This is a genomic window from Herpetosiphonaceae bacterium (assembly GCA_036374795.1).
Classification (GTDB): domain Bacteria; phylum Chloroflexota; class Chloroflexia; order Chloroflexales; family Kallotenuaceae; genus LB3-1.
This window is the reverse complement of record DASUTC010000267.1, coordinates 33,597-58,687: the sequence shown is the minus strand read 5'-3', so window position 1 is coordinate 58,687 and position 25,091 is coordinate 33,597. Positions and strand designations below refer to the sequence as shown.

The following is a 25,091-nucleotide window of genomic DNA, read 5'->3' as shown; positions in this document are numbered from 1 at the left end:
GCAGGCCACGATGCGCCGCCAGCATCACCTCATTCCAGATCGGCCCAGCGCCGCTCACACCGCTGATCGCCTCCATCGGCTGGCCGTCGGCGTTGCCCACCCACACCCCAACCACCCGATCGGGCGTGTAGCCGATCGTCCAGTTGTCGCGCCAGTCGCTCGTGGTGCCGGTCTTGGCCGCCGCAGGACGATCCACATCCAGCGCGCTGACCTCGCCAAAGGCCCGCATCCGCGCGTAGCGATCCGACAGCATATCACTGATCAGATAGGCGACCTGCGGGCTGACGGCGGTTTGAGTTTCAAGTTTCAAGTTCCAAGTTTCAAGTTTCGCGTTCAACGTTTCACGTTCAACGTTTTTCCCTGGTTCCTGGTGTGCCGGGTGCCCATGCCGGGTGCCCTCTGGGCTTGGCACCCGCATGGGTACCCGCATGGCGCCCGTTCTTTGTTCTTCGCTGTCCACACTCACAATCGCGTACGGCGTGACCCGCTGGCCGCCGTTGGCAAAGGCCGCGTAGGAGGCGGTCAGCTCAAGCGGCGTCACCTCGCCGCCGCCCAGCGTGAGCGCCAGCCCAAAGCGTCCGCTATCCTCTTGCAGCGTGGTGATGCCGAGACGTGCGGCGATCTCCAGCAGCGCGGGAACGCCAATCTGGTTAAGCACTTTCACGGCGGAGACGTTCGAGGAGGTTGCCAGTGCCTCACGGAGCGAGAGCGGCCCGTGGAAGGCGCGATCGTAGTTTTCGGGGGTGTAGGGCCGACCCTCGCGGGTTGGAAACGAGGTCGGCACGTCCAGAATCGTCGTCGCGGGCGTGAAGCCGCGCTCAAGTGCAGCGGCGTAGGTCAGCGGCTTGATCGCCGAGCCAGGCTGTCGTCGCGCCAGCGCCGCGTTGACCTGGCCCTGGCTGGCAGCGTCCGCGAAGTTGGGGCTGCCGACCATCGTCAGGATCGCGCCGTCTGCCGGATCGAGCACCACGACCGCGCCGTTGCGCACCTGATGATCCGGCCCGCCGCCCGTGGGAATCGCCAGCGCGGCGATCTGTCGTTGCAGGATCGCCTGCGACGCGGCCTGGAGATTGGCGTCGAGCGTTGTCGTCACGGTCAGGCCGCCGCGCGCAACGGTGTCTGCGCCGAACTGTGCCGCTAGCTGGTCGAGCACGTAGTGGACAAAGTGCGGCGCTTGCATCGGCGGGCGGCTGGTGGCGAACTGGAGCGGCTCGCGGCGGGCGGCGTCGGCTTGAGTTGACGTAATGTATCCAGCGCTGACCATCGCGTCGAGAACGGCGCTCTGGCGCGTGATCGCGGCGTCGGGATTGCTGACGGGATCGTAATATGAGGGAGCCTGCGGCAGGCCAGCCAGCAGCGCGGCCTCGGCGAGATCAAGATCGCGCACGGGCTTGCCAAAGAAATGCTGCGCTGCCGCTTCGACGCCATAGGCCAGGCCGCCGTAGTAGCTCTGATTCAAATACAGCGCCAGGATCTCATCCTTGGGATAGGTCGCGGTCAGCTTGAGCGCCAGGACCATCTCGCGGAGCTTGCGGGTGAGCGTGCGCTGCTGCATAAGCTGCGGATCGAGCAGGAAATTACGAGCAAGCTGCTGCGTGATCGTCGAGCCACCGGCGACGAGCTTGCGGGCGCGCAGGTCGATCCAGGCGGCCCGCGCGATGCCGCGCGGATCGATGCCGAGATTGGCATAGAACGAACGATCCTCGACCGCGATCGTCGCCTGCCGCAGCGCCAGCGGAATCTCGTCGAGCGGTACCGGGCGCTGCCGTCCGCTGAGCGGATCGGGCATCTCGTAGAGCAGGCGACCATGCCGATCCAGAATGCGCGTGTTGCCGATCGCGGCGCGGGCGCGCAGGTGCTCCGGCGTCGGTAAGGGCGTGGACACCCAGAAGTAGCCGCCGACCAGCAGGATCGCCAGGCAGCACAGGCCAAGGCCGCGCGCAAACCAGCGCAGCCAGCGCGGACGCTGTAGCCTGGGACGAACGTTGATGCTGGACGACATAGGCACCTCCAAGATCGGCTGCTGTGATGGGCGGTCTGTTTTGGATCACGTCTCGGACGTTGCAGAGCTGTGCGCTTCGATCACACGGCGCGCTGTATGCGATGGATGCTGATGATTCCCGGTGTCGAACGAGGACGGCGCGGGCTGCCGGGTGCGTGACACACCTACCCAAGCGCAGTGTAGTACGCGCCGACGGTGTGCAGCGCAAAGATTTCTTTCTGCCAGGGAAAGATCTCTTTATCTAGCCGCTCAGCAGGCATCGTGGGCTGCCAGGCCGAGGCGGGCACCCTCTGGGTGGTGGGAATGCCCCAAACATGCCTTCTGCACCAGCATAAGCCATTGTGGCTGAAGTCGAAATGAGATCGCGCTGAACGAACTGTGATGAGAATCGACAAATATCGGCGCTACGCCTTGCATCGTGGATCGATCTGTGCTAGACTAAACGTGTGGCCGTCGCAGATGTCTGCGGTGGCTATATTGCTTTTTGGTAGTACGACACAGTGTACTATGCCTGTTCGGTAAACAACGATCGGGCACGAACAGAACTGTGTGGGACATACACTGCGTTCCACGGAAGGAACATTTGGAGGACCGATGCAAGCTCGCTTATTCATTGGCAACCTGTCGTGGAATACGACGGACGCCGACTTATCCAATCTTGTCGCCCCGCACGCCGAAGTTTTAGACGCGAAGGTCATTTCGGATCGCGACACGGGCCGCTCTCGCGGCTTTGGCTTCGTGACGATCGAGAGCGATAATGTTCAGGATGTCATTCGCGCTCTGGACGGACAGGATCTGGATGGTCGCGCTATTCGGGTGAACGAGGCGGAAGACAAGCCGCAGCGTGATCGCGGCTTCGGCGGCGGCGGACGCCGTAACCGCTACTAGCGGCGCCTGGCCGGGGTGCAGAATCGTTGCTCCTCGGCTAGATCAGCACGCTCCATGTCCGCGTACGTGTCTCGATGATATAGCTAGACACGGTTGGGTGATGACGCGCCAGGGAATATGCCCTGGCGTGTTCTGTTTCGAGCAGCCCGCAGGCTCAGCGAGTCGTTGAGCATATGCGAGCTTGCTGTCTGCCGCTTCCTCGGCCTCGGCAATCGTTTTCTCCGAATTCTGCGCAAGGCGTAGCCTACTGGTGATTGAAACTCTGCGCCTGACTCCGCTGATGGGCGGTCTGATCGGGCTGTCGCTCGGCGTGTTGGGCGGCGGCTTTCTGATCGTACCGGCACTGGTATTGCTGGTCGGCATGGATATGCCGGAAGCGGTCGGCTCGTCGCTGGTGATGATCGCGATCAACAGCGCGGCTGGTCTGTGCAGACATCTCAGCGCTGGCGGTTATGCTGCTGAGGATCAACCTGCCAATGGTGTTCGTCGCAAAAGCGCAACTGGGACGATCGACGCTGAACAGGAGGTGCGGTCATGGAGCGTAAGTTGCGGGAGTATGGGTTTGGCGCGGATCTGGATCTGCCCTACGAGCAGGCGATCGAGCGGGTAACTGCCGCGCTCAAAGAGGAGGGCTTCGGCGTGCTGACAACGATCGACGTGCGCCAGACGATGAAGCAGAAGCTCGACGTGGATTTCGAGCCGTATGCGATCCTGGGCGCGTGCAATCCCCAGCTTGCGCATCGTGCCCTGACGCTGGAGCACACGATCGGCCTGCTGCTTCCCTGCAACGTCGTGGTGCATGCCCACGGCGAGCGCAGCCGCGTCGACATCGCCGATCCGATCGCGATGCTGAGCCTGGTGGATAATCCTGAAGTCGAGGCGGTAGCCCAGGAAGCTGATGCCCGGCTGCGTCGGGTGATCGAGCGATTGCAGGCCCGCTAGCTCGCGCTGCCGCTCAGGGTCGCAGCGGGAGCGGGGTGGGGCTTGCCCGATGCAAAGCCGCTCACCCCGCTTCGATCGTATGGCGAGTCGACACCGGATGCTGCCGATCGCCGCCTGTCTACCGCCTGATCAGCCAGTCGCTCCCTACGTCTGGCCGAACCTTGCGCGATATTCGATGGAGAGCAAGAATGCCCTGATGATATGGTCGTAATCGTTGTTGCTGTTGAGATCGTTGAGCCAGAAGTTATAGCCTGGCGCATCAGGATCGCGCTGCAAGTAGACGACATAGCACAGCCGCACAAACTCCTGATTGTACTCCGGCGTGCCCTGGGGATAGCTCGCCAGTGTCGGCTGGCGCTGGAGAAACTCGATCGATTCCCAGAACGCCCGCGACACATGCACCCGCTCCCGATCGATACAGGCGGCATCGCCGCCGCACTGCGTGATCTGGCTCGTCCAGAAGTTCAGGCCAGGCTCGTCAGGCTCTTTGACCAGGAAATCCAGGTAATGCTGCCACACAAAGAACCGTGAATTGTCGATCGGATTGATGGCTGAGGATGGAACGAAGCCCGAATACAACAGCCGGTTGGGCGATCCGGCCCCAGGATTGACGACGAGGCTCAGGCTGGCATTACTTTTGATCATCTGGCTCACGATGGTCGGGGAGGCACCTGGATTGCTTTGCAGGTAGAGCGCCGCAACGCCGGCCACATGCGGCGACGCCATCGACGTTCCCGAGATCGTGTTGGTCGCGGTGTCGCTGCCGATCCATGCCGAGATAACACTCACGCCCGGCGCAAACACATCGACCACGGGGCCATAGTTCGAGAACGAGGCGCGATTATCCGCAATATCCGTCGCGCCGACGGTCAAAGCCTGCGCGACGCGCGCAGGCGAAAAGCCACGCGCATCTGCATTGCTATTCCCGGCAGCGATGGCATACGTAATACCGCGCTGGATGGAGTTGCGCACGGCGGTATCCAGCGGGTCGTAGGCCGAGCCGCCCAGGCTCATATTCGCAACAGCCGGGAGCGCCCGGTTGTTTGTCACCCAATCCACGCCCGCGATCACGCCTGAGAATGAGCCGCTACCACCACAATCCAGCACCCGAACGCCGTAGATTCTCGCCCGTTTCGCAACGCCGTACGTGCTGCCGCCGACCGTTCCCGCGACATGCGTACCATGCCCGTTGCAATCCTGACCATTGCCGCCAAACGCATCATAGGCGATGGCAGCGCGGCCTCCAAACTCTTGATGCGTCGGACGAATGCCGGTATCGATCACGTACACGTTGACACCTTCACCAGTCGTGTTGTAGGTGTAGGCGCTGTTGAGCGGTCGGTTATTCTGGTCGATGCGGTCGAGGCCCCAGGGTGGATTGAACTGGGTGTCGACCAAACCAACCCGACCATCCTCCGCCACATAGGCAACCCGTGGGTCGCGGCTCAAGCGGGACGCCGCAGCCTCAGGGAGCCGCAGCGAAAAGCCCTTAAGCGCATGCTGATAGACGTGGTGCAGCGTGCCGCCATGCGTACGTGCCAGATCGGCTGCCACGCCCGCAACCCTGGCCGGTGCGATGTCATCCTTAAGCACAACCACATACTGATCGGGAATCGCAGGCTGAACCCGACGAATATTCCCTTCGGCCTGGCCTGCGCCGCGAGCGGGCACAGGCTGAAATGCTAACACGTAGAGCGCGACGATAACGACGAGTGCCCGAAGCCTCATGACTCTCCTCCTGTGAGGTTGTCGATCTTTGGAATATCATTCAGACGAACGATGCCGACGAGCGACGAATCGCGGGAATGTCGTCAAGCTTTCACAGCGCGACCTCCTTCTTGGCGGATGATGGAGCTATGTCGAAGAACGAGCGAGGTGATACGGCATACGGGGGCCGCTTTTCGATTCGGCCCGGAGCACGGCAGCGCAAAGGATCGCGACAGCCCTCATGGTTTGCGCGATCATCCATGAGAGTCGACAGCAAACGATGCGCGCGCATACGCAAGCGATCGGTTGAGCGCCGGGAATTGCCGAGGAAGTACGTGGCTTGGGTATGGGTAGGAAGATCGGCCCAAAGCCTGAAGCTAGAGGTGCCGTGGTTGTTACCCCAGGGGTTGCTCCTCTGAATCATCGTATGCGCCTACGCTTCGGGGGGCGATAGACGTTGATACAGTTTCAGGCTACGCCAAGCTATGCGAGATTATTTAAAAGTGTAAAGAAACGTAGCGCTATACTAGCATACGCTGCTTGCCAATGTCAAGATCGTCTGTCTTGAGCCGATTTGATATTGGCCTCACGGTGTTGACCGTGATGCTACACTGGCGCTGGAGGACATCACATGCTGTTTGCCGATCTTGCTCTTGCGCAGCGTCTTGAACGCAATGAGGCACTCAACAACGCCGAATATGCCCACACGCTGAAACGGCTTCAGCCCGATTCGAGCGCGCAGGTGGTGCCGGTCGCGGGCGGCTATGCGACGTTTACCCGGCCCGACTTTCCGGTGAACCGAGCGATCGGGCTGGGCATGTCGCAGCCGGTTACGGACGCCGATCTGGATACGCTGGAGGCGCTGTATCGCGGCTACGGCCTGCCCGCGCAGGTGGATGTATGCCCGCTGGCCGATGGCTCGCTGGTAGCTGCACTCGGTCGGCGCGGATACCGGATCGTGCGCTTTTTCAACAGGCATATTCGGGCGATCGGGGCGGCAGACATGCAGGAAGCGCCGTACCCGGCGATCCGTGTCGCTGCTGTGGCGGCGGATGATATTGACCTGTGGGAGCGGACCGTGGACCGGGGCTTCTCCGGGCGCGACGATCTCGCCGCCGATGCTATGGGGCTGAGCCTGGCGCGGCTGGCGTTCCAGCGGCCTACTGTCACCTGTTTTCTGGCGCGGATCGGGGATGAGCCGGTGGGCGCGGCGGGCCTGGCGATCCGTGACGGGCTGGCGACGTTCTTTTCGACGAGCACCAGGGTAGAATATCGCAGGCGGGGCGTGCACACAGCGCTGCTTCGCGCGCGGCTGGCGGCGGCTGCGTCGGCAGGCTGCGGCCTGGCGACGGTCGCGCCCTTACCCGGCAGCGACTCGCAGCGCAACGTGCAGCGCGCGGGCTTCCAGATCGCCTATACCCGGCTGGTGATGCAGCGTGAGCTTGCGTAGCCGCAGGGGTCGAGGGAACGCGGGAACAGGTGAGCAAAGAAGTTGGACGTTTCGTTCATGTATTCTTTGCTCTCTGCTCTTTGTTCTCCGTGTATGCTTCGACAGGCCGCAGGATCACGACGGGAATTTGCCGATCGGTGCGTTTTTGGTAGTCGGCATAGCCGCCGTAGGCGCGAACTGCGCGCTCCCAGAGCCGCTGCCGCTCCTCGCCGGTCGCATCCTCGGCTTTGACGTGTAGCGTCCGCTCGCCAACGCGCACGATGACCTCTGGACGAGCCTGTAGGTTCAAGTACCAGCCGGGATCTGTCGGCGTGCCGCCGTTGGAGGCGATCAGCACCATGCGATCGCCGTCCGGCAGGTAGAGCAGCGGCGTGACGCGCAGCTTGCCACTTTTTCGGCCTACCGTGCTCAGCAGCAGGATCGAATTGTTGACCAGCCGCCCGCCGATCTTGCCGTCGCTGAGCCGATAGAGCAGGACGTGCAATCCGGTGATAAACCGCTGCATGAAGCTCTCGAATTGCCCGACACGTCGACCAGTGCTCGCCTGATCTCCGGCAGTGGTCATAATCGAACCTCCGTGGAATCCACCCCGAACATTCATGGTATGCGCCGCGCGCCATGTGATATGCCCCCGCTTTAGACCCGGCAAGCGCACGAGCGGCTTAGTTCCAGTGTAGCACGATTTTTATATTGACATAACTTTATGCGCCTATTTACGGGTGTAGCGGTGCTTCACGCCTACGGGGAAATACTCCGGATCGCCGCTAGGTCTGAGCGTCACCTGCGGCAAACGGTATTCGGTCGGGACGTAGTTGGCAAACTCGCTGTTGAGTCGGAGTAGATGGGTGAGAATCGAGTGAGTAATGGCGTGCTGTTGCTCCGTGGTTCCTGCAACGCCTGGCGCAAGCTCGACCACAATCGATAGAAAACGGTTACGATCTGCATCTTCCGTGACTTGCAGCACAAACTTGCCGGTGACAAAGGCGCTCACGCTTGGCTGCTCTAGCCCCACCGTTATATTTTCTGGAAAGATGTTTGCGCCAAAGTACGAAACCGTGAAGTCAGAGCGGCCAAAAACGTACACAAAGGGCAGGCGGCGGACGCCCCGCGCGGTTGCCCCGCCAAGCTGATCGAGCGGGTTGAACCCATACTGCGCCAAGAACGCGAGCATGTCGTCGTAGGAGATCAGGCCGCCGGTATCCAAAATATTGTAGCGAATCAGGGGAATGCCGTTATCGCCGGTAAACAAGAGCGCTCGATCATGGACCTCAAAGAAGCGACTGAGCGGATCGTACTGCGCCAGTGTGGGCAAGCGCGACTCGCCGAAGAGCGTCCGCGCTGCATCGGGATTGTTAGCCAGGAAGCGCCGAATGCAGATCGACAAAGGCGATTCATTCGCGATCACACCCGCGTCTGCCGTGCCATAGAGCGAGGCTGAATCGTAGCAGGGGTTGTGCGCTCCGGCTCGTTCGCCAACGAGCTGTCGCCACTCCTCGCTGACGACTTCGCCCGCCATGACCCATTTGATGTTGTAGCGCTCCCAGGCCATGCCGCGCGCAATGCCGCTGTCGATGATGTCTTTAAGAAACGGAGGATACCCCAGCAGCACCACTTGCTCGAAGGCTGGGCCAAGCTCCTGCACCACGCGGAAAATCTCTTCTCGATTATTGCCCGGCGTAATCACCGTGATCGGGTAGCCTTTGCTGGCGAGATACCGGCAGCAGCTTGCGGTGTACATGCCCCCGACCCACGTGCCGAGCGTGAAGCAGACGACCGCCAGCGTGCGGCGCGTATCGGCGGAGAAGCTGTCGTGGAAGACCTGATCGAAGCGTGCGGCGACTGTCATCTCGTCGGCGAAGAAGCGCGGCCAGAAGGTCGGCTGCCCGGTCGATCCCGACGAAACCGCGATCATATCGCAGTGGTCGAGGCGACCATCACGGCAGAGATCGGCCAGCGGGTAGCGCGAGACATAGTTAGCCTTGGTCGTCAGCGGCAACCGCTGGAAATCGGCGAGGCTACGGATCGACGCAGGATCGATCTCGCGCTCGGCCAGGAATGCGCGATAGGCCGGTACGGTAGCCGCCACGCGCTGAAACAGATCGAGCGCGGCAGCTTCCGGGCTAATCGTCGTATGGTGCTGAAGCAGCGTTTCCAGCGGTGTGCTCAAAAAGGTTTGTAGGGCGGTGATCGCCAGTTGGGATTGTTCGCTTTGCATCGGGGGGCCTCCAGCCAATTAGCCACGCGGCGCGCTGATGAGGCAAGTATAGCGCATGATACGCGGCGCTGCTGCGAGGCAGCGTGATCAAGATGCCTGGCGCAGCATGACGTACCCGTTTCGGGAAACGACACCTACCATGCTGCATCAGAAAGAGGGTGGTTTGGAGGACGCCCCGGGCACGGGCATGGCACCCGCCCGGCCTGTCGGCGCACGAGCGATCTGCCGCATATCCGCTTAGGCAACCGCGTGTCCGCTGTCATACCAGCGTGATGTGCGAGGTGCTGGAGGCAGGCGCATCAGCCGAGACGCGACACAGCCGCCGCACGCGCTACGACTCGCGCTGCGGCTGCGTGATCCGTCAGGAGACGCTCCAGCGACTCACGTCGATACAGGCCGCCAGCGCCCTGGCTGCATCTGGGAGCGTGCCTGCAACGCCATCGCGCACGGCTGCCGCGCTGTCTGCCATGCCGGCCCAGGCCAGCCCCTCGTAGCGATAGCCGTTGTCGGTCGCTTGCAGCACAAAGATGCCCGGCTCCAGCGCTTCCTTGAAGCTGGCCTGAACCACCACCCAGGTGCCGACTTTGGACATGTCCCAGACTTCATCGAAGGCGTAGGGCGCGGCCCGTTGCAGCTCCGGACTCTGCGTGGCGGGAAGCGCCGCCAGGAGCGCCGCGCCGATCCTTGTGCCTTCCTCCGAATCCGGGGCGATCCGCTCGACAGCGGCGCATTCGCCATCCGGCGGTGTGGTGGCTGTTTCGACGGCTGTATCCGTCTGCGTCACTGGCGGCTGAGACGGCGGGCCTGTAGGAGACGTTGGCTGTGCCCCACAGGCCGCGAGCATACCGCTCAGCATCAGCAGCGTTGCAGCGGCACAGCCGCTCCAGAAATGTGATCTCTGCATCTGCGCTTTTTCTTATGGCGTACACCAGTTGCGACGACGCATGCCGTCGTAGGCGGTCTGGACGCGATAGTTGCGCTGCCAGATGCCGGTGCCAGCGCTGTTGTTGATCGCCTCGATAATATGATCGTAGCCGTTCGAGTCTTCGTTATACAGCAGGCCGACATGACCGTCCTGCGCAAAGGCGTCCATCCTCATCGTCTCGTCGTACGAGCCAGCGCCGCACGAGTTGCTGGTTCCGTTACCGCAGACGTTGAAGCACGCGCCGTTGCAGCCGTCGCGATACGATGTCGAGTTGTACGGGCCGTGAACGTTCTCGCCGATCGTCCATTTGACGTAGCCCGTGGCACCGCTTGAGTTGGGCAGCGCCCAGCTCTTGAAGGTAAAGCCCGAACAGTCGGGGCCTTCGCAGCCGGAGCCGCCGTCGGTGGCGCAGCCGGGCGTGTCGTCCTGGTCGTTGTCATTCCACCAGCCGCCGCCCCACTCATAGCCTTCGTGACGGCCTTTATAGCTGTAATCAACAGCGTCCTGGCGTGTCCAGCAATCGATCCTGGTGCCCGCCTCGACCGGACGGTTGATCATTGCCGATACGAGCATGCCGATAACGAGTCCCAACAGCAATCCAAGTGTTCGTACGTTCATAGGTGTGCCTCTCCTTGCCGATGTGCAGCGGCCTGGTCTGGTCGCTCGGAGTGGGCAGACGTTGGATCGGTGCGTCTCACGGGCGGCTGAGACGGCGCGCCTGCGGGAGACGCTGGTGGCCCCCCACAGGCTGCGACATGAGCTGTGCCTGCGATCGTTCTTGATCAGGCGCACCAGCTCCGGCGGCGGATACCGTCATAGGCGGTCTGGTTGCGATAGTTGCGCTGCCAGATGCCGGTGCCAGCGCTGTTGTTGATCGCCTCGATAATGTTATCGTAGCCGTTCGAGCCTTCGCTGTAGATCATGCCGACGTGGCCGCTCTGCGCGAAGCCGTCCATGGCTGCCGTGCTGCCGTAGGAGGCCGAGCCGCAGGCAGCGCCGGTACCGCCGCCACATACGTCGTAGCATGCGCCGCCGCAGCCGTCGCGATATGATGTCGAGTTGTAGGGGCCGTGAACGTTCTCGCCGATGGCCCACCTGACATACCCGGAGCTGCCGGTCGAGTTGGGCAGCGCCCAGCTCTTGAAGGTAAAGCCCGAACAGTCGGGGCCTTCGCAGCCGGAGCCGCCGTCGGTGGCGCAGCCGGGCGTGTCGTCGCCGTTGTTGTCGTTCCACCAGCCGCCGCCCCACTCATAGCCTTCGTAGCGGCCTGTGTAGGCGTAGCTCGACGCCTGCGAGCGGCTCCAGCAGCTAATGCTTGTTCCGGCCTGCGCTGGCGTCGGCGCTGCTACGGTCAGCGCCGTCAGCATGCCCATGATCAGACCCAGCACCAGTCCTAAACTGCGTACTTTCATGGTTGTGCCTCCTTATCGCGCTGCCACGCGGCTAACTTCGATGCCTGTGTCGGTCGAGCCGAGGATGTAGACGTTGCCCTGCTGGTCCACCGCCACCCGTCCGTTCGGGTTGAAGGTCGAGGCTTGCTGGTTGGGCGCGAGCACGTCTTTGATCACGGTGCCTTTCGCGTCGAACCAGACGACGCGCAGGCTGGTATCCTCGAAGACCGCGACGTAGCCCTGAGCGGTGCGGCCAAAGTAGGCAATCGCGCCGAGCGTCTCGCTGGAGGTCACGTCGAAGGTCAGGTTGCGCTGCGTGTCGGCCAGGCGCGCGTGATTGGCGTCGAGGAACTTGACGAGGTAGGCCGCGCGGCTGCGGCTCTGGCGCTGCTCCTCGCGGGTGGCGGCTCTGGCATCCGCTTTGAGCGCCTGGACCTCGCGGTTATCCAGCAGGTCGTTGACGCTGCGGCTGGCGGTCAGGCCCGTAGGACGGCTGGCATAGACTGTCGCGCTGCCCAGCTTCTTGCCCTGGGCGTCGAAGCGATGGACCTGCGGCACGCGCGCCTTGCTCTCGCCGGTACGCTCGCCGACGAGGTCGAGCACGGTAATCGTGCCGTCGGCATCGATCGCGACATCGCCAACGCCCTTGAGCGGCGCGCCAAACGTGTGGAAGCTGCCCCGCGCCGGGTTGGTGACAACGACGCGCTGGTTGATGTGGTCGAGCAGGGCAATGGTGCCGTTGGGCGCTACGTCAAAGGAGTCGGGCGCCATCGTAGCCTGCTCCACATGACGCTCGACACCAACCTGGCTGGGCGCGGTGCCCCATCCGAGGTGGAGGTAGGACTCCGCCGTAGCGGCAGTGCTGGCACCCAGGCGCACCGGGGTCAGGTCGGCGGCAACCAGCGGCTCGATCGCGCCGACAGCGGGATGCCGTCCCTGGACGCTGGTGGTGGCCTCGGTCACGTCGAGGTAGTAGCGGAGCGGCTGGCCGCTGGCATCGGCGGCAGGCACCGTGGCGGCCAGGACGCGCAAGGAGTCGTGGTTCTCTTCGGCGAGAGCGACGGGCGTGAACTGACTATCACCGTAGGCGGTGAAGAGCGTCGCGGAGGGCAGGCAGCGCTGCTGGTTGGGTAGCGCGAAGCCACAGGCAAAGGTGAAAGCCAGGCGAACGTTCTCGTCGGCCCTGGCGATGACGGGCGGATTGTGGCTGACGTCGATCGCCGGGTAGATGTCGGGATCGAACCGATCGAGGTCGGGCGTGGCGACGGCACCGTTAGTCACGACCAGGCTGATCAGACCAACGAGGAAGCCTACCATGACCCATAAGCTAAGCTGTTTGAGGTGGCGGCGCGTAGGGCTAGTTGACGCTCCGAACATAGCGCTTGGCTCCTTGTGTGAAGCGATGACGAGGGACGAGAACGGTTGATGCAATGGTGGGCAGGCTCATCGTTCGGCGGTCGCTCCTCCTTTCATGGCCGATGCGGTGCTGTCTGGTCTAGCTTCCCCTGGCGACAGAGAAGGCCCCGACCTGGTAGATTCAAATAGTTAATTGCTGGTTAAAGTGTATCCAATCGATCTCAAACGCTTCTAAAAATCAGGCTCGATCTCCTTAAAAAGATCTGATAAAAACGGTACCCCTCGGTTGTACCCCTCGCCTGAGCGAAGCACAAAAGAACAAAGAGCATGGAAACAAAGGGAGAACCGAGAATCAAGAACCAGGGGCGTGAAAGAACAAGGAAGCCCTGAACTCTTCTTCCTGAACCCCACCCTCGATCTTGATCCCTTTGGAGGCGATTGCTTGATTTTGACGTGCGGCAAGCAAGGGATTACAATGGCAATGTGGCCTGACCGTGGTAGGCGCGGCGTGTGGACGGGCCTGCACGCGAGCCGCGAGTGACAAACCTACCGGCGCACGAAACCAGGATGCTGCGCTGTAGTCGTCGGCGTTTTGCCTTGGTATTTCCCCTGGGCCTGGGCTGCCCATCACAGCTCTTGATACGGATGGTTGCCCACATGCCAACGGGGCTTGCCCGCTGTCCACGTTTCACAGATCATGAGCGACTGGCTTTGCTCGATGCCCTACACGAACGATCATTGCGCGCGTCGCCGGTGAGCTTACCGTCACTCGATGGTTAGGAACACATTGAGATAGGCACATGGAAGGAGCGAAAGACGACCATGAGCGATCAGACGAATGGAAAAAAGGACGGGGATAAACAGGAGCAGCCCTTCTTGACGAACCGCCAGGGCCATCCCGTCTATGACAACCAGAATTCTCGCACGGTCGGCGACCGTGGCCCAGCGACGCTGGAAAATTATCAGTTCCTTGAGAAGATCAGCCACTTCGATCGCGAGCGGATTCCTGAGCGTGTGGTGCATGCGCGCGGCTTCGTCGCCCACGGCGAGTTCGAGGCGTACGGCACGATCGGCGACGAACCTGCCTCGAAGTATACCCGCGCCAAGCTGTTCCAGCAGAAGGGCAAGAAGACGCCGGTCAGCATTCGCTTCTCCACGGTGATCGGCGGGCGCGACTCCTCTGAGGCGGCACGCGATCCGCGCGGCTTTGCGGTCAAGTTCCGCACCGAGGACGGCAACTGGGATCTCGTCGGCAATAACCTGCCGGTCTTCTTCATCCGCGACGCGATCAAGTTTCCCGATGTGATCCATGCGCTCAAGCCCGATCCGGTCACGTTCCGCCAGGAGCCGAATCGCATCTTCGACTTCATGAGCATGACGCCGGAGTCGATGCATATGCTGACCTGGCTGTTCAGCCCGCGCGGCATTCCCAAGAACTACCGCACTCAGGATGGCTTCGGCGTCAACACCTACAAGATGGTCAACGCCGAGGGCACGGCGGTGCTGGTCAAGTACCACTGGAAGACCCAGCAGGGCATCGAGTCGCTGACGCAGGAGCAGGCCAGCGCGATCCAGGCCACCGATCTGGGCCATGCCTCAAAAGATCTCTTCGAGGCGATCGAGCGCGGCGACTATCCCAAGTGGGAGCTGTGCGTGCAGATCATGAGCGACGACGATCATCCTGAGCTGGACTTCGATCCGCTGGACGATACCAAGACCTGGCCTGAGGATCAGTTTCCGCTGCGTCCGGTCGGCATGATGACGCTCAACCGCAATGTCGAGAACTTTTTTGCCGAGAACGAGCAGATCGCCTTCGGCACCGGCGTGCTGGTCGATGGCCTCGACTTCTCCGACGACAAGATGCTGGTCGGGCGTACCTTCTCGTACTCCGACACGCAGCGCTACCGCGTCGGCCCGAACTACCTCCAGCTGCCGGTCAACCAGCCGATCGTCAAGCCGCGCACCAACCAGCGCGATGGGCAGATGGCCTACTACGTCGACGGCGAGGGCGAGAACCCGCACGTCAACTACGAGCCGTCGTCGCTCGGCGGCCTGGCGGAGGCGGCGCCCAATGGCGCGCCCTACGAGCCGATGATCTCAGGCAAGCTGACCCGCAGCAAGCTCAGCAGGACCAACGATTACAAGCAGGCGGGCGAGCGCTACCGGACCATGCCCGATTGGGAGCGCGAGGATCTGGTGCTCAACATGGTGACGCTGCTGGGCCAGTGCGAGCGGCACATTCAGGAGCGTATGATCGGTCATTTCCTCAAGTGCGACGAAGACTATGGTCGCCGTGTCGCCGAGGGCCTGGGCATCGACGTGAAGGATACGATGGTCGAAACCGCGTAGTCCTCACTCACCGCCGGAAACAGCGCACGGGAGCAAACCTGCTCCCGTGCGCTGCTTTGTCGCCGCGCTGTCGTCGCCGAGGTTAGAACCGCCTCACGGCCAGCGCTGCGCGCTGCCGCTCGGTCCACTGCTGAAGCCGCTCGGCGCGCATCTGCTCCAGCTTCGCCGTGTCCGGTCGCTCCGCCCGCTCCAGCACCTTGACGATGTACCAGCCCGACGGTGTTTTGACCGGCTGGCCTGCTTCGCCGAGCGGCTGGTTTAGCACTGCTTCTTTCAGCGGCGGCCAGAGCGTGTCGGGCACCGACCAGCCGGGATCGACGGTTTCATCGGGATTGGCGGAGTGCTCCTGCGCCAGCTTCAGAAAGTCTGCTCCCTGCTTGAGCTGCTGGTACAGCTCATCGACTTCGACTTTAGCCGCGTCAAATGCCGGATCGTTCAGATCGGGGGTTGCTGTGATTGTGTCCGTGCCGGTGATCGGTGAGGTGACGGGCAGTAGCAGGAAGTACGCATGCGCCTGGAGCGAGCGTGGCGCCTCGCTGTCGGGCACAAGCCGCGTCTCGATCTGATCTTTCAGCAGCTCGACGCGCTGCTGACGGCGGATATGGCTGGCGAAGGCTGCCTCGGAAAACCCGACGGCAATGGTATGCTCGGCTTTGAGCACGCGCACCAGCTCGCTGTAGGCGTTGGAAAGGAGTGCCTGCGCCGACTCAGGCGCGGGCGTATCCGTCGCCGCTGGTCCTGCGTTGGTGCCTGCCGCTTCGTCTGCGTCGTGGCCGTGACCATCTTCACCGGGCGGCGCGGCCAGCGTCTTGATCAGCGTCGCGTTGACTTCGTGCTCATCGACGGCGATGCCTTCGTGGGCCGCGCCCTGCAAGACCAGCTCCTGGCCGATCCAGTGGTCGACCAGCGCGCTGTCGAGGCGACTACCCTGCACCTGTCGCAGCTCCTCTACGACCGCATCGCGCAACTGTATCGTCCGCTGCCGATCTTGCTCAAACAGCGCAGTAGTATCGCCTGCGCCGCTCATCAGCTCATCGTAGCGCCCGAGCTCGCTGTGCAGATACGCAAATTGCTGGGCCAGATCAAGCTCGACAAGCTCCCGGTACTGCCGTCGGCTGATCGTCTCGTCGCCCACCTGCGCCACCGGACGAGTTGCGACATAAAGCTGATCCCAGGCCACACGGGCAACGATCACCAACAGCAGCGCAATCCCCACCTCGATCACGATTTGACGTGTTCGGGATGGCTTCTTTATCGCCATGCAGCTCCTCCGCTTCGGCTTGTTCGTCGTGATACGGGCATAGCAAGCCGCCGGATAGCGGAACCGAGATCCCGCAACCCAGCGGCTATGACAGCTATGCGTATTGTAGCATGCTCGCGTCTGGCAGCCTGTTCTAGCGGCGCACTAGGGCCGCCATGCGCAGTGGATATGTGTGGAGTGACCGGCGTCGCCTGGGCCGAGCACTTCGTCCGCGCCCAGCTCGCGGCAATGCTGCTGGAAGGTGTTGTGCGGATAGGTATAGCTGACTTCCTGCCCGTTGACGCGGTCCACGTCAAAGGCGCGGCCCGCGTAGTGCAGCGAGGTTGAGCTGTGCGAGCCACCGGCGATCGACGTTACGCGGTAGGTGTGGTTGTAGCGCTCCTTGAGCTTTTGCATGCCGAAGAGCAGAGCGTGCTTGAGCGTGACGGTTCCGCCGGGCGCGGTGCCATAGTTGCTCCGGTTCGCTGCTCGGCCAGCAGCGGCATCGCGAATGTTATCGGCGGGCGTCGCGCCGTCGTCGCAGCCACAGCCAAGCGTGTATTCCAGCAGGTTAATGCCCCAGCCGTTATTGTAGCGGCTCAAGATCCACTGGGCATGCTCTCGGTCGGTGTTGGTGGCTTGCGCGCTAGGCACCAGCGCAAATACGCCCCAGGCCAATGTTGCGAAAAAGACGACACGAAGGGTACGCCAAACCATAGGGAGCCTCCTACTGGAGCGATGGGTCGATCCCGCCTGGATCGGTTGCACATCGCCATGCTGATCGAGTGTGCGGATTGTTTCGAGTGTAGCGCCAGCGCTGGCGTTGCAGGCCTGTACGCGATGGCTCTGTTGCCGTGGTAGAGATGTGTTTCCTGGCGACAGTCGCGTAGCATCTGTTATTAAGTGGCAAGTATAGCAGGCATATCTTATACGTGGCTAAACAAACCAGAGCCGAATCTTTAAAAAATCTAAAAATTAATGACCGGGTTGGTGCCGAGCCGCGGTTGCAATCGTCCTGAGTGGTGGGCGCTGAGTATGATATAGGACTGACGCAACCGAACAGATCCGCCTTCGACAGAGCGGCCCTGACTGGCTTTTTGTCGTGTGGCGCTGGCGCGACCGCGCGCATCTGACATGTTGCCAGGGAACAAAAGTACTTGCGGTACTCTGGACCAAAGTAATGGATGGACAGTTAGCACACGAGTACCTCGACCCACTGCGCTGATCCGTGATATTTCCCTGTATTGATGCGCCTGTTCTACGCTTACGGCTGCATGCCGTGGAGTATTCGACCATATCGTGATATAGCGATACATCGAATAGTTTGAAATAGTTAATTATCTGTTAATACTAGGCGAAAAATGGACCAGCGAGGGTTGTATAGAGATCTGATCCATGTGTATATTCACACTACCATAACGTTAGGGAGCATCTGATTGCTAAACTGGCGACAAGTAGGATTAGCCAGCGCAAACAGAGCATAGCGACGGATATAGAGACATAAACGACAGGTAAGCCAGACACCACCCATCTCGATGATTGGTGTCATCTTAGAGGCTATAGGGGTGTAGCCTCCGGCTAGCTCATCGTCTTAGGCTCTCTAGCAGTGGACAGCATGGATTCGGCGTGTTTCAAGGGGGTAAAGCATGGCCGCAAACATCATCCGCAAGCAACTTAATATTCTTCTGGTCCTGTTGATCCTTGGCGTTGGTTTTGCCACAACATACGGTGCTGCCGCGTCAGGTCAAAAGCCGCGAGGCGATACCAGCCTCGATCGACGGCATGAGCAGGTTGGGACCTGGCAATGTAGTGGAATCACCACCGCTCCGCACGGAACCGAGCGTCCGTATTACGGCCTGATGGAAAATGCGTGGACGCTCGACGGGCAGTGGTTGAAGGTTCACTTTGTCGAGCAAGACCCGATCACGCCTGAGCCGTTCATCGAAGACCAGTACTGGGGCTACACCGAGTCCACCGGCAAGCACGCGCGGACGATTATGACCAATGATGGCTCGTTCGGCGTGCTCGACTCAAACGGGTGGCAGCAAGACACGATGGTCTGGGACGGCACCTATACGACCGGCGGTGTCACGCTGGAGTTTACCGAAACCATCGAGCGCATCAAGGCCGAGCGCTACCGCTGGTACGGCGCGATCTCGCAGGACGGCACGGTTCTCGGCAGGTACGATCTGATCTGCAAACGTAAGTAACAAGCACCGTCGCACATATATTCCCCATCTAAGCAGATGGGGAATTTTTGTTTGCCGCGCCCGCTCGATCCGGCGATCGTGGCTTGCGATCAATGTGCGGCAAAGAACGCGGTGAGCGCGTCGAGGACAGGTGCTTTCCGCTCGTTGTGGAGCACATGGCTGATGCCCGGTAGGCATACATGGCTGGGCTACGCGAGCAGCGGCACGGCATGGAGCACCTCGGCATCGGTCATGATGCCGCCGGATGCCGGATCGGCTTGCAGCAGCACCGGACAGCCGATCTGTGGCAGGAGCGTGTCGATCTCGTAGCCCGCCGCGACGGTCGCGAAATCGTCGAGCAGCAATGTCAACATTGTCTGGCGCGGTAAGGTTGCTGGTAAGGTCGGGGTGGTATCTTAAGGTCAATGCACGTGTGCTTACCCCCACACTGCAACGAACCAGGCAGCGCGACGTGTCGCCAGCACACCCTCCAGCGATGCGTTCTGTTGCGGCTCCAGATGTATCGTCACCACCCCTTGCACGATACCTCCAAGCCCGAAGCCCTTGCCTGTGTTTGGATCGAAGCAGGTCTTGTAGCGCCTGTACACCCCCCTACCCCCTGTATAATGGCTCCTGAGAAGTCGCTGCATCTGAGCTGTTCAGAAGCCAGGCGAGTCAGCGGAGCGGGAGCATACAAAAACCGCTACCCCATGTGTTCGGCCCACCCCCCAGTCGGTCGAACGGCATGTTGTAGCGGCTGTGTATAGCATAGCATGGACGATGCACGACCGCAGCATAGCCGATCGTCCTGCGCTAATGGACATCGAGCACTATCCCGTTTTGTGACTTTTGGCTGCCGAGCCAACACTTCGTCGGCTGTAGCTGCTCAGCGCCACAAAGCCTATGCCACCAACAGCGCTCTCGATTCCTCGCTCACCCCGGCCTTGGCTCTGCTTTAGCCGACCAGGGCTGCATCTTTGCGTTGGGAATAATCGATGCAGGGTATGAAGCCTCATACCCTGCTGCTTAAAACGCCCGGCTGCTCCCAGCGCTGATCTACCGCGTGTTGGCGTAGAGAAAACGATAGGCGGTAAAGATCATCGCGACGCTATACTGGTCGAAGCCACGCCGATCCACGCGGTGGACCACGGCCCGCACGGCAACACGGGGCGCGGGACCGGCGGGCTCGGTTGCAAGCCGGACGACCAGAAACAGCTTCGCTCCCGGCTCGACCAGCCGCTCCAGCCTGAGGGCCAGACTATGCGCGCTAAGGTTGTCGAGCACGGTATGCTCTTCAAACGATTGCTGGTTCACATCCAGACCCCGTACGATGGCTGGGAAGGGGAGTTCGACGCGCAACAAGCTTCGTCGCTCCGTCTCCTGAAGAAGCGGCCCTGCCTGCGTGGTGGGTGTGAACGTATCGACCATGTGCTTGAACGATTGTGACGGCATAGCATCCATGTCCTTGCTCGACTATGCACGCATGATACCGGGCCTGGTCCTGCTGCGCATCGTCAAATACGATAATTGCAGTAGGCACAAATGTGCCGCGTAGCGCTGACCCGGCCCGAACAAGCAGCGCGTGCGGGATCTGGCGATCGAATGAGCTATATCCAGGTTTCAATTCTCCACGACCAGCGATCAGGGGTTGTGGATCAGGAAGCAGCGTTCCACCCTTTTCTCGCTTCCCCGGTTCTTGGCTCTTTCCTTGATCCGTTGTTCTCTTCAGCGCGGCAGCTTGGCAAGACCGTGGCGGTAGGCGTAGATCACCAGCTCAAGGCGATTGCTAACACCTACCTTATCAAAGATCGATGTCAGATGATGGCGGACGGTCGTTTCGCTGATGAAGAGACGCTCGCCGATCAGCTTGTTTTGCAGGCCCTCGCAGATCAAGGCGATCACTTCGCGCTCGCGATCGGTCAGCGCTGCCATTTTGGCCGATTCCGGGTTGATGGCGCTGGCGTCGCTACCCGGCAGCGTGCGACCGAGGACACGCGCCATCAGCGCACCGTCGAGCCACACCTCGCCAGCGTGGACTTTTTCGATCGCCTTAAGCAGGTCGTCGGCGGCCTTCTCTTTGAGCACCACGCCCATAGCACCCAGCCGAACCGCACGATGATGCTGCTCAGGATCGCGAACGCCCGTCAGCATCAGCACGCGCGCCTGGCTGGCAGTGGCGAAGAGCTCAGGGAGGATGTCAAGGCTACTCTCGCCGCCCAGATCCAGATCGAGCAGAATCAGATCGGGCTGCTCGCGACCGCTGAGCAGCAGCGCCTCGGCTGTGCTGGCAGCCTCGCCCACCACCGTCAGCCCAGGCCGACTTTCGATCAGCATCCGTAAGCCTGCCCGAACGATGGCATGGTCATCCACCACAAGAACCCGGACCGTATTGACATCGAGAGTAGTCATAAAAATGCCTCCATAGAGCATGTGTCTTGAGCGGGCTGGCGATGACAGCGGCCTGATGCTCACCACTACGCGATTCAACCCGCGCAATCTTCCAGCGCTGTCGCTCGTTCTATGAGCAAGTCTAGCTTAAAGCGCGTCCCGCTGCTTCCCGACTGTCGTGCTCGATCCCTACTGCATGCTCAAGACACGTCTGCGGACATCTCCTATCGTGCCCTGGACCTGAGACAGGGGATACGTGGGCGACACCCCACACCCTTGGCCTGACGGCGGACTATCGCGCGCTGCATTATTTGACACGTGGCAATTAGCGGCAAAGAGTCTGCGCGGGCATCCTGCGATGGGTGCTCGAACGATAATCGGCGAGGTCGTCGACGCACCAGATGACGTGCAGGTTGCCTCTTACATGACTACGTAGCGTGGTTTCAGAAGAATAAACGCTGAGATCGTCTAAAAGATGTGGGTCATGGGCATAATTTGTTATCTTTGGTATAGACACGCGAAGCTGGCTCTTGCGAACGATTGGCGTTACAATACACATCCAAACAAGGTCGGCGCTTTCCGCTCACGTTCTTTCGTAATATGTTCTGCCTCTTGACAAAGTGGCGCTATCTATGCTAGGATTAGATTGTTGACTAGTCAACAAAAAAGTGCTCCAGAGTATATGGAAGACCACAGTCTCGTGATATACCATCAACTTCAGCAGATCTACGTGCTGCTCGACGACGGCGATCGTCGTACCCTGCGGGCTGTCGGTCTTACCCCCACCCAATACAATCTGCTGCTCAAACTTGGCGTCCAGCCCGACGAAGGCCAGACGATCACCGAGCTGAGTCAGGCGCTGCTCTGTACACGCGGCAACATTACGCGGCTGGTACAGCGGCTAGCGCAACAAGGGCTGGTCCAATGCAATGGCGATAGCCGCGACCAACGTCTGGTGCGGGTTTCGCTCACCTCAACCGGCTCACAGCGTTTAGAGCAGGCCCAGGCTGCGCATACGGCCTCGCTTCGTCGTCGCCTCGGCTCACTCGATCCCGCAACGCAACAAAGCCTACACTCGCTGATGCAAACCGTGGCAACGCTTCTCACCAGTGATCTCGAAACCCATAGGATCGAGCATGGAGCGGCTCAGCCTGGGGAGTGAGCAATCGAGCGAGCGCGGAAGATACATACTGCCAGCGACAACGAAAGTTGTGCTCTAACGGTCACACCTGAATCTAAGGAGGCCACGCAATGATGCGGATACGTCGGCGTTGGAGTCGGAGCGAGGCGATAGATCCATTTCACTCCTCAGGGCATATGAACCGGGCGCGCTCCTCAAGGCAGCGCCGTGGCTTGCGCGGGCTGATGGTTGTATTGGCGGCGCTCGCCATGATCGTCCCCGGCGCGATGCGCGCGGATGCGCCAGTGACGAATCGGGCGAGTCTCAAGTCCGATCTCTGCTACCAGATCGCGACCGACCGATTTTTTGACGGGAATACCGGCAACAACAACCCCGCCAAGAGTCCTAACCTCTACGACAGCACTAAATCCAACTGGAAGCTCTACTGGGGCGGCGATTTTGCCGGTATCCAGCAAAAGCTAAGCTATCTGAAGGGCATGGGCGTTACGGCGATCTGGATCTCGCCGCACGTCGACAACATCGACAAGGCAGCGGTCTACGGCGGCGTGCCCAACGCTGGCTACCACGGCTACTGGACGCGCGACTTCATGAAGACCGAAGAGCACTTCGGGACGCTCACCGAGTTCGATAGCCTGATCTCGGCTGCTCATACCAACGGCATCAAGGTGATCATGGACTGGGCACCCAACCACACCAGCCCGGCCAATCCCAGCGACCCGAACTTCGCCGAGAAAGGCGCGCTCTACAATAACGGCACCTTCATGGGCGACTACATCAACGATCCCAACGGCTACTTCCACCACAACGGCGGCATCACCAACTGGGACGACCGCTACGAGACGCAGTACAAGAACCTGGCGGACCTGGCCGATTTCGAGCAGCAAAACGCGACGATCGATAACTACCTCAAGAATGCCGCCAACTACTGGATGAATCGCGGCGTGGACGGCATTCGCGTGGATGCGGTTAAGCATATGACCCAGGGCTGGCAGCGCTCCGCCGCCGATAAGCTGCTCAACAACAAGGATCATTTCTTGTTCGGCGAGTGGTACCTGGGCGGCTACAACGATCCGCTCTACAGCGACAACGTGCGCTTCTCCAACGACAGCGGCATCTCGGTGCTGGACTTCTACCTCAATATCGCTATGCGCGATACCTTTGGCAATGGCGTGAGCATGCGCAACCTCGATAATGCCATCACCAAAACCGGCGCGGACTACAAGTACAAAGAGAACCTGATCACGTTCATCGACAACCACGACATGTCGCGCTTTCTGACGCTCAGGAACAACACCACCTGGCTGCATCAGGCGCTCGCCTTTATGATGACCGTGCGCGGCACGCCCTGCATCTACTACGGCACCGAGCAGTATCTCCATAACGATACGAACGGCGGCGGCGATCCGTACAACCGCCCGATGATGCCCGGCTTCAGCACCACCACCACGGCGTATCAGGTGCTCAACAAGCTCTCCACGCTGCGGCAGGATCAGCCCGCGCTGGCCTTCGGCGGGCATCAGCAGCGCTGGCTCAACGACGATGTGTATATCTACGAGCGGCGCTTTTACAACGATGTCGTGCTAGTGGCGATCAACAAGTCGGCGATCAACTACAACGTCACCGGCCTGAACACCGCGCTTCCGCCGGGCACCTACACCGATCAGCTAACCGGCCTGCTGGGTGGATCGAGCATTACTGTCGGCAGCGGCACCGGCGGCAATAATCCGGTCACGGCCTTCAACCTGGGCGCGGGCAAAACTGTGGTCTGGTCGTACAAGGCTGGCGAGCCGTCCGTGCCGCAGCTTGGCAGCGTCGGGCCGGTGCTGACGCGCTCCGGCAACAAGGTGACGCTGGAAGGTCGGGGTTTCGGCACGTCGGGCACAGTCTATTTCGGCACCACGCCCGCATCGGTCGTAAGCTGGTCGGCGAACCGGATCGTCGTCACCGCGCCATCGGTCGCGTCTGGCAACACGCAGGTGAAGGTGACAACGGCGGGCGGCACCAGCAACACCTACGAGATCAAGGTGCTGAGCGGCGCTCAGGTGCCCGTCACCTTTACAGTCAAGAATGCCAGCCCCACCAGCTTCGGCGATTACATTTATCTGACCGGCAACGTCTATGAGCTGGGCAACTGGTCGACCAGCCGCTCGACGGCGATCGGCCCGATGGTCGCGCCGAGCTATCCCGACTGGTACATCACAACCAGCGTGCCCGCGTGCACCACGGTTCAGTTCAAATTCATCAAGATCACGTCGGGCGGCGCTGTGACGTGGGAGAATGGCGCTAACCATACGTACACCGCTCCATGCTCCGGCACCGGCAGCAGCACCGTGTGGTGGCAATACTGATTGTCGTCGAGGGCGGGGGACGTCCCCCGCCCTTCGGATTTGAAAACGAAAGGTTGGGCGTGATGAGCGCTGATCTGGCAGCAGGACTTTCGATCGCCTGTGCTGCCGGATCGCAGCGCTATGCTTGCGGTCGAGACGAGCACTCCCAACCTGGCGTAGGTTGTCCGCCCGGCAGCGTGGCAGGGCGGGCAATCGTGCGGCGCGCCTGCTCCCAGGCTGGCGCTCTGCTGCGTTAAGTCCTCAGCGTAGAATCAAGCAACCGTTTCGGAGCTTCGGAGACTCCGCGTGAGGACTAAGGAATCTTTGGGGAATAGACCCACCCCTGCCTGAGGGCGCAGCGGCTACGCCCTGTGTCCACAACCCTTCCCCCCAGGGGTTGCAGATCTTCCAATCGATGGTATGACCAATGCAGCCGCCCGCGCGAAGATAGCGGGCAATATTTGCCTGCGAGGATGAGCTGGAGCGCGATCGAAGCAGGTGCTTGTTGACGACAGCGCCTACCGTCGAACGGTGGCACGTACGCTGGTAGAGCTACGAGGGCTGCTAGGAGATAGTCCTTT

General features: G+C 61.1%; 21 protein-coding genes. 8 read left to right on the top strand and 13 right to left on the bottom strand.

Features of this window, described 5'->3' with window-relative positions; translation table 11 throughout:
- A partial coding sequence (locus VFZ66_20585) for a PBP1A family penicillin-binding protein (protein ID HEX6291593.1) occupies positions 1–2,002 on the bottom strand: 2,002 nt, incomplete at its 3' end.
- A 594-nt stretch (positions 2,003–2,596) separates the two neighbouring features.
- Between VFZ66_20585 and VFZ66_20580 the strand changes: the two genes are divergently transcribed.
- The 3 genes from VFZ66_20580 (at position 2,597) to VFZ66_20570 (ending at position 3,832) form a co-directional block, all read left to right on the top strand.
- Complete coding sequence (locus VFZ66_20580; protein HEX6291592.1) at positions 2,597–2,890, top strand: RNA-binding protein; 294 nt, start codon at positions 2,597–2,599, stop codon at positions 2,888–2,890.
- A gap of 250 nt (positions 2,891–3,140) precedes the next feature.
- Positions 3,141–3,500: a TSUP family transporter gene (locus VFZ66_20575; GenBank protein HEX6291591.1), complete on the top strand. Its 360-nt coding sequence runs from the start codon at positions 3,141–3,143 to the stop codon at positions 3,498–3,500.
- Positions 3,425–3,832 carry a DUF302 domain-containing protein gene (locus VFZ66_20570; protein HEX6291590.1) on the top strand — a complete coding sequence of 136 codons (408 nt, stop codon included), beginning with the start codon at positions 3,425–3,427 and terminating at the stop codon, positions 3,830–3,832. The genes VFZ66_20575 and VFZ66_20570 overlap by 76 nt, the downstream gene beginning before the upstream one ends.
- A gap of 144 nt (positions 3,833–3,976) precedes the next feature.
- Here VFZ66_20570 and VFZ66_20565 read toward each other — a convergent pair whose 3' ends face one another.
- Positions 3,977–5,560, bottom strand: a complete 1,584-nt coding sequence (locus VFZ66_20565; GenBank protein HEX6291589.1) for a S8 family serine peptidase — start codon at positions 5,558–5,560, stop codon at positions 3,977–3,979.
- A gap of 610 nt (positions 5,561–6,170) precedes the next feature.
- Here VFZ66_20565 and VFZ66_20560 point away from each other — a divergent pair.
- Positions 6,171–6,989: a GNAT family N-acetyltransferase gene (locus VFZ66_20560; GenBank protein ID HEX6291588.1), complete on the top strand. Its 819-nt coding sequence runs from the start codon at positions 6,171–6,173 to the stop codon at positions 6,987–6,989.
- Positions 6,990–7,044: 55 nt separating this feature from the next.
- On the opposite strand, the gene VFZ66_20555 is transcribed toward VFZ66_20560, so the two are convergent.
- From VFZ66_20555 to VFZ66_20530, 6 genes are all read right to left on the bottom strand, one after another.
- Positions 7,045–7,554, bottom strand: a complete 510-nt coding sequence (locus VFZ66_20555; GenBank protein HEX6291587.1) for a nitroreductase family deazaflavin-dependent oxidoreductase — start codon at positions 7,552–7,554, stop codon at positions 7,045–7,047.
- A 144-nt stretch (positions 7,555–7,698) separates the two neighbouring features.
- On the bottom strand, positions 7,699–9,204 hold the full coding sequence (locus VFZ66_20550) for a hypothetical protein (GenBank protein HEX6291586.1): 1,506 nt from the start codon (positions 9,202–9,204) through the stop codon (positions 7,699–7,701).
- Positions 9,205–9,565: 361 nt separating this feature from the next.
- On the bottom strand, positions 9,566–10,108 hold the full coding sequence (locus VFZ66_20545) for a hypothetical protein (GenBank protein HEX6291585.1): 543 nt from the start codon (positions 10,106–10,108) through the stop codon (positions 9,566–9,568).
- A gap of 12 nt (positions 10,109–10,120) precedes the next feature.
- Positions 10,121–10,747: a hypothetical protein gene (locus VFZ66_20540; protein ID HEX6291584.1), complete on the bottom strand. Its 627-nt coding sequence runs from the start codon at positions 10,745–10,747 to the stop codon at positions 10,121–10,123.
- A gap of 164 nt (positions 10,748–10,911) precedes the next feature.
- The gene (locus tag VFZ66_20535; GenBank protein ID HEX6291583.1) at positions 10,912–11,541 is read right to left on the bottom strand and encodes a hypothetical protein; all 630 of its coding nucleotides are present in this window, start codon (positions 11,539–11,541) and stop codon (positions 10,912–10,914) included.
- Positions 11,542–11,553: 12 nt separating this feature from the next.
- Positions 11,554–12,837 (bottom strand): hypothetical protein, encoded by a 1,284-nt coding sequence (locus VFZ66_20530; GenBank protein HEX6291582.1) that lies wholly within the window; start codon positions 12,835–12,837, stop codon positions 11,554–11,556.
- 861 nt (positions 12,838–13,698) lie between these two features.
- Between VFZ66_20530 and VFZ66_20525 the strand changes: the two genes are divergently transcribed.
- A complete protein-coding gene (locus tag VFZ66_20525; GenBank protein HEX6291581.1) occupies positions 13,699–15,225 on the top strand; it encodes a catalase in 1,527 nt (508 codons plus the stop codon).
- Between the two features lie 82 nt (positions 15,226–15,307).
- Here the strand turns inward: VFZ66_20525 and VFZ66_20520 are convergent, their stop codons facing one another.
- Positions 15,308–16,486 carry a peptidylprolyl isomerase gene (locus tag VFZ66_20520; protein ID HEX6291580.1) on the bottom strand — a complete coding sequence of 393 codons (1,179 nt, stop codon included), beginning with the start codon at positions 16,484–16,486 and terminating at the stop codon, positions 15,308–15,310.
- A 144-nt stretch (positions 16,487–16,630) separates the two neighbouring features.
- The gene (locus VFZ66_20515) at positions 16,631–17,182 is read right to left on the bottom strand and encodes a hypothetical protein (protein ID HEX6291579.1); all 552 of its coding nucleotides are present in this window, start codon (positions 17,180–17,182) and stop codon (positions 16,631–16,633) included.
- 929 nt (positions 17,183–18,111) lie between these two features.
- On the opposite strand from VFZ66_20515, the gene VFZ66_20510 reads away from it, so the two are divergent.
- Positions 18,112–18,675, top strand: coding sequence for a hypothetical protein (locus VFZ66_20510; protein ID HEX6291578.1), 564 nt, complete (start codon positions 18,112–18,114; stop codon positions 18,673–18,675).
- A 188-nt stretch (positions 18,676–18,863) separates the two neighbouring features.
- On the opposite strand, the gene VFZ66_20505 is transcribed toward VFZ66_20510, so the two are convergent.
- From VFZ66_20505 to VFZ66_20495, 3 genes are all read right to left on the bottom strand, one after another.
- A complete protein-coding gene (locus VFZ66_20505) occupies positions 18,864–19,028 on the bottom strand; it encodes a hypothetical protein (GenBank protein HEX6291577.1) in 165 nt (54 codons plus the stop codon).
- A 682-nt stretch (positions 19,029–19,710) separates the two neighbouring features.
- Positions 19,711–20,106, bottom strand: coding sequence for a hypothetical protein (locus tag VFZ66_20500; GenBank protein HEX6291576.1), 396 nt, complete (start codon positions 20,104–20,106; stop codon positions 19,711–19,713).
- A gap of 273 nt (positions 20,107–20,379) precedes the next feature.
- The gene (locus VFZ66_20495; protein ID HEX6291575.1) at positions 20,380–21,063 is read right to left on the bottom strand and encodes a response regulator transcription factor; all 684 of its coding nucleotides are present in this window, start codon (positions 21,061–21,063) and stop codon (positions 20,380–20,382) included.
- Between the two features lie 679 nt (positions 21,064–21,742).
- On the opposite strand from VFZ66_20495, the gene VFZ66_20490 reads away from it, so the two are divergent.
- Together VFZ66_20490 and VFZ66_20485 are read left to right on the top strand one after the other, a co-directional pair.
- Positions 21,743–22,204, top strand: coding sequence for a MarR family transcriptional regulator (locus tag VFZ66_20490; protein ID HEX6291574.1), 462 nt, complete (start codon positions 21,743–21,745; stop codon positions 22,202–22,204).
- An 89-nt stretch (positions 22,205–22,293) separates the two neighbouring features.
- Positions 22,294–24,531 (top strand): alpha-amylase family glycosyl hydrolase, encoded by a 2,238-nt coding sequence (locus VFZ66_20485; GenBank protein ID HEX6291573.1) that lies wholly within the window; start codon positions 22,294–22,296, stop codon positions 24,529–24,531.
- Positions 24,532–25,091: the final 560 nt, after the last annotated feature.

Bases quoted from the DNA above. Each gene is read 5' to 3' on its own strand.
- VFZ66_20580 (HEX6291592.1), top strand. From the start codon at position 2,597: ATGCAAGCTCGCTTATTCATTGGCAACCTGTCGTGGAATACGACGGAC.
- VFZ66_20570 (HEX6291590.1), top strand. From the start codon at position 3,425: ATGGAGCGTAAGTTGCGGGAGTATGGGTTTGGCGCGGATCTGGATCTG.
- VFZ66_20565 (HEX6291589.1), bottom strand. From the start codon at position 5,560: ATGAGGCTTCGGGCACTCGTCGTTATCGTCGCGCTCTACGTGTTAGCA.
- VFZ66_20560 (HEX6291588.1), top strand. From the start codon at position 6,171: ATGCTGTTTGCCGATCTTGCTCTTGCGCAGCGTCTTGAACGCAATGAG.
- VFZ66_20555 (HEX6291587.1), bottom strand. From the start codon at position 7,554: ATGACCACTGCCGGAGATCAGGCGAGCACTGGTCGACGTGTCGGGCAA.
- VFZ66_20550 (HEX6291586.1), bottom strand. From the start codon at position 9,204: ATGCAAAGCGAACAATCCCAACTGGCGATCACCGCCCTACAAACCTTT.
- VFZ66_20545 (HEX6291585.1), bottom strand. From the start codon at position 10,108: ATGCAGAGATCACATTTCTGGAGCGGCTGTGCCGCTGCAACGCTGCTG.
- VFZ66_20540 (HEX6291584.1), bottom strand. From the start codon at position 10,747: ATGAACGTACGAACACTTGGATTGCTGTTGGGACTCGTTATCGGCATG.
- VFZ66_20535 (HEX6291583.1), bottom strand. From the start codon at position 11,541: ATGAAAGTACGCAGTTTAGGACTGGTGCTGGGTCTGATCATGGGCATG.
- VFZ66_20530 (HEX6291582.1), bottom strand. From the start codon at position 12,837: ATGGTAGGCTTCCTCGTTGGTCTGATCAGCCTGGTCGTGACTAACGGT.
- VFZ66_20525 (HEX6291581.1), top strand. From the start codon at position 13,699: ATGAGCGATCAGACGAATGGAAAAAAGGACGGGGATAAACAGGAGCAG.
- VFZ66_20520 (HEX6291580.1), bottom strand. From the start codon at position 16,486: ATGGCGATAAAGAAGCCATCCCGAACACGTCAAATCGTGATCGAGGTG.
- VFZ66_20515 (HEX6291579.1), bottom strand. From the start codon at position 17,182: ATGGTTTGGCGTACCCTTCGTGTCGTCTTTTTCGCAACATTGGCCTGG.
- VFZ66_20510 (HEX6291578.1), top strand. From the start codon at position 18,112: ATGGCCGCAAACATCATCCGCAAGCAACTTAATATTCTTCTGGTCCTG.
- VFZ66_20505 (HEX6291577.1), bottom strand. From the start codon at position 19,028: ATGTTGACATTGCTGCTCGACGATTTCGCGACCGTCGCGGCGGGCTAC.
- VFZ66_20500 (HEX6291576.1), bottom strand. From the start codon at position 20,106: ATGCCGTCACAATCGTTCAAGCACATGGTCGATACGTTCACACCCACC.
- VFZ66_20495 (HEX6291575.1), bottom strand. From the start codon at position 21,063: ATGACTACTCTCGATGTCAATACGGTCCGGGTTCTTGTGGTGGATGAC.
- VFZ66_20485 (HEX6291573.1), top strand. From the start codon at position 22,294: ATGATGCGGATACGTCGGCGTTGGAGTCGGAGCGAGGCGATAGATCCA.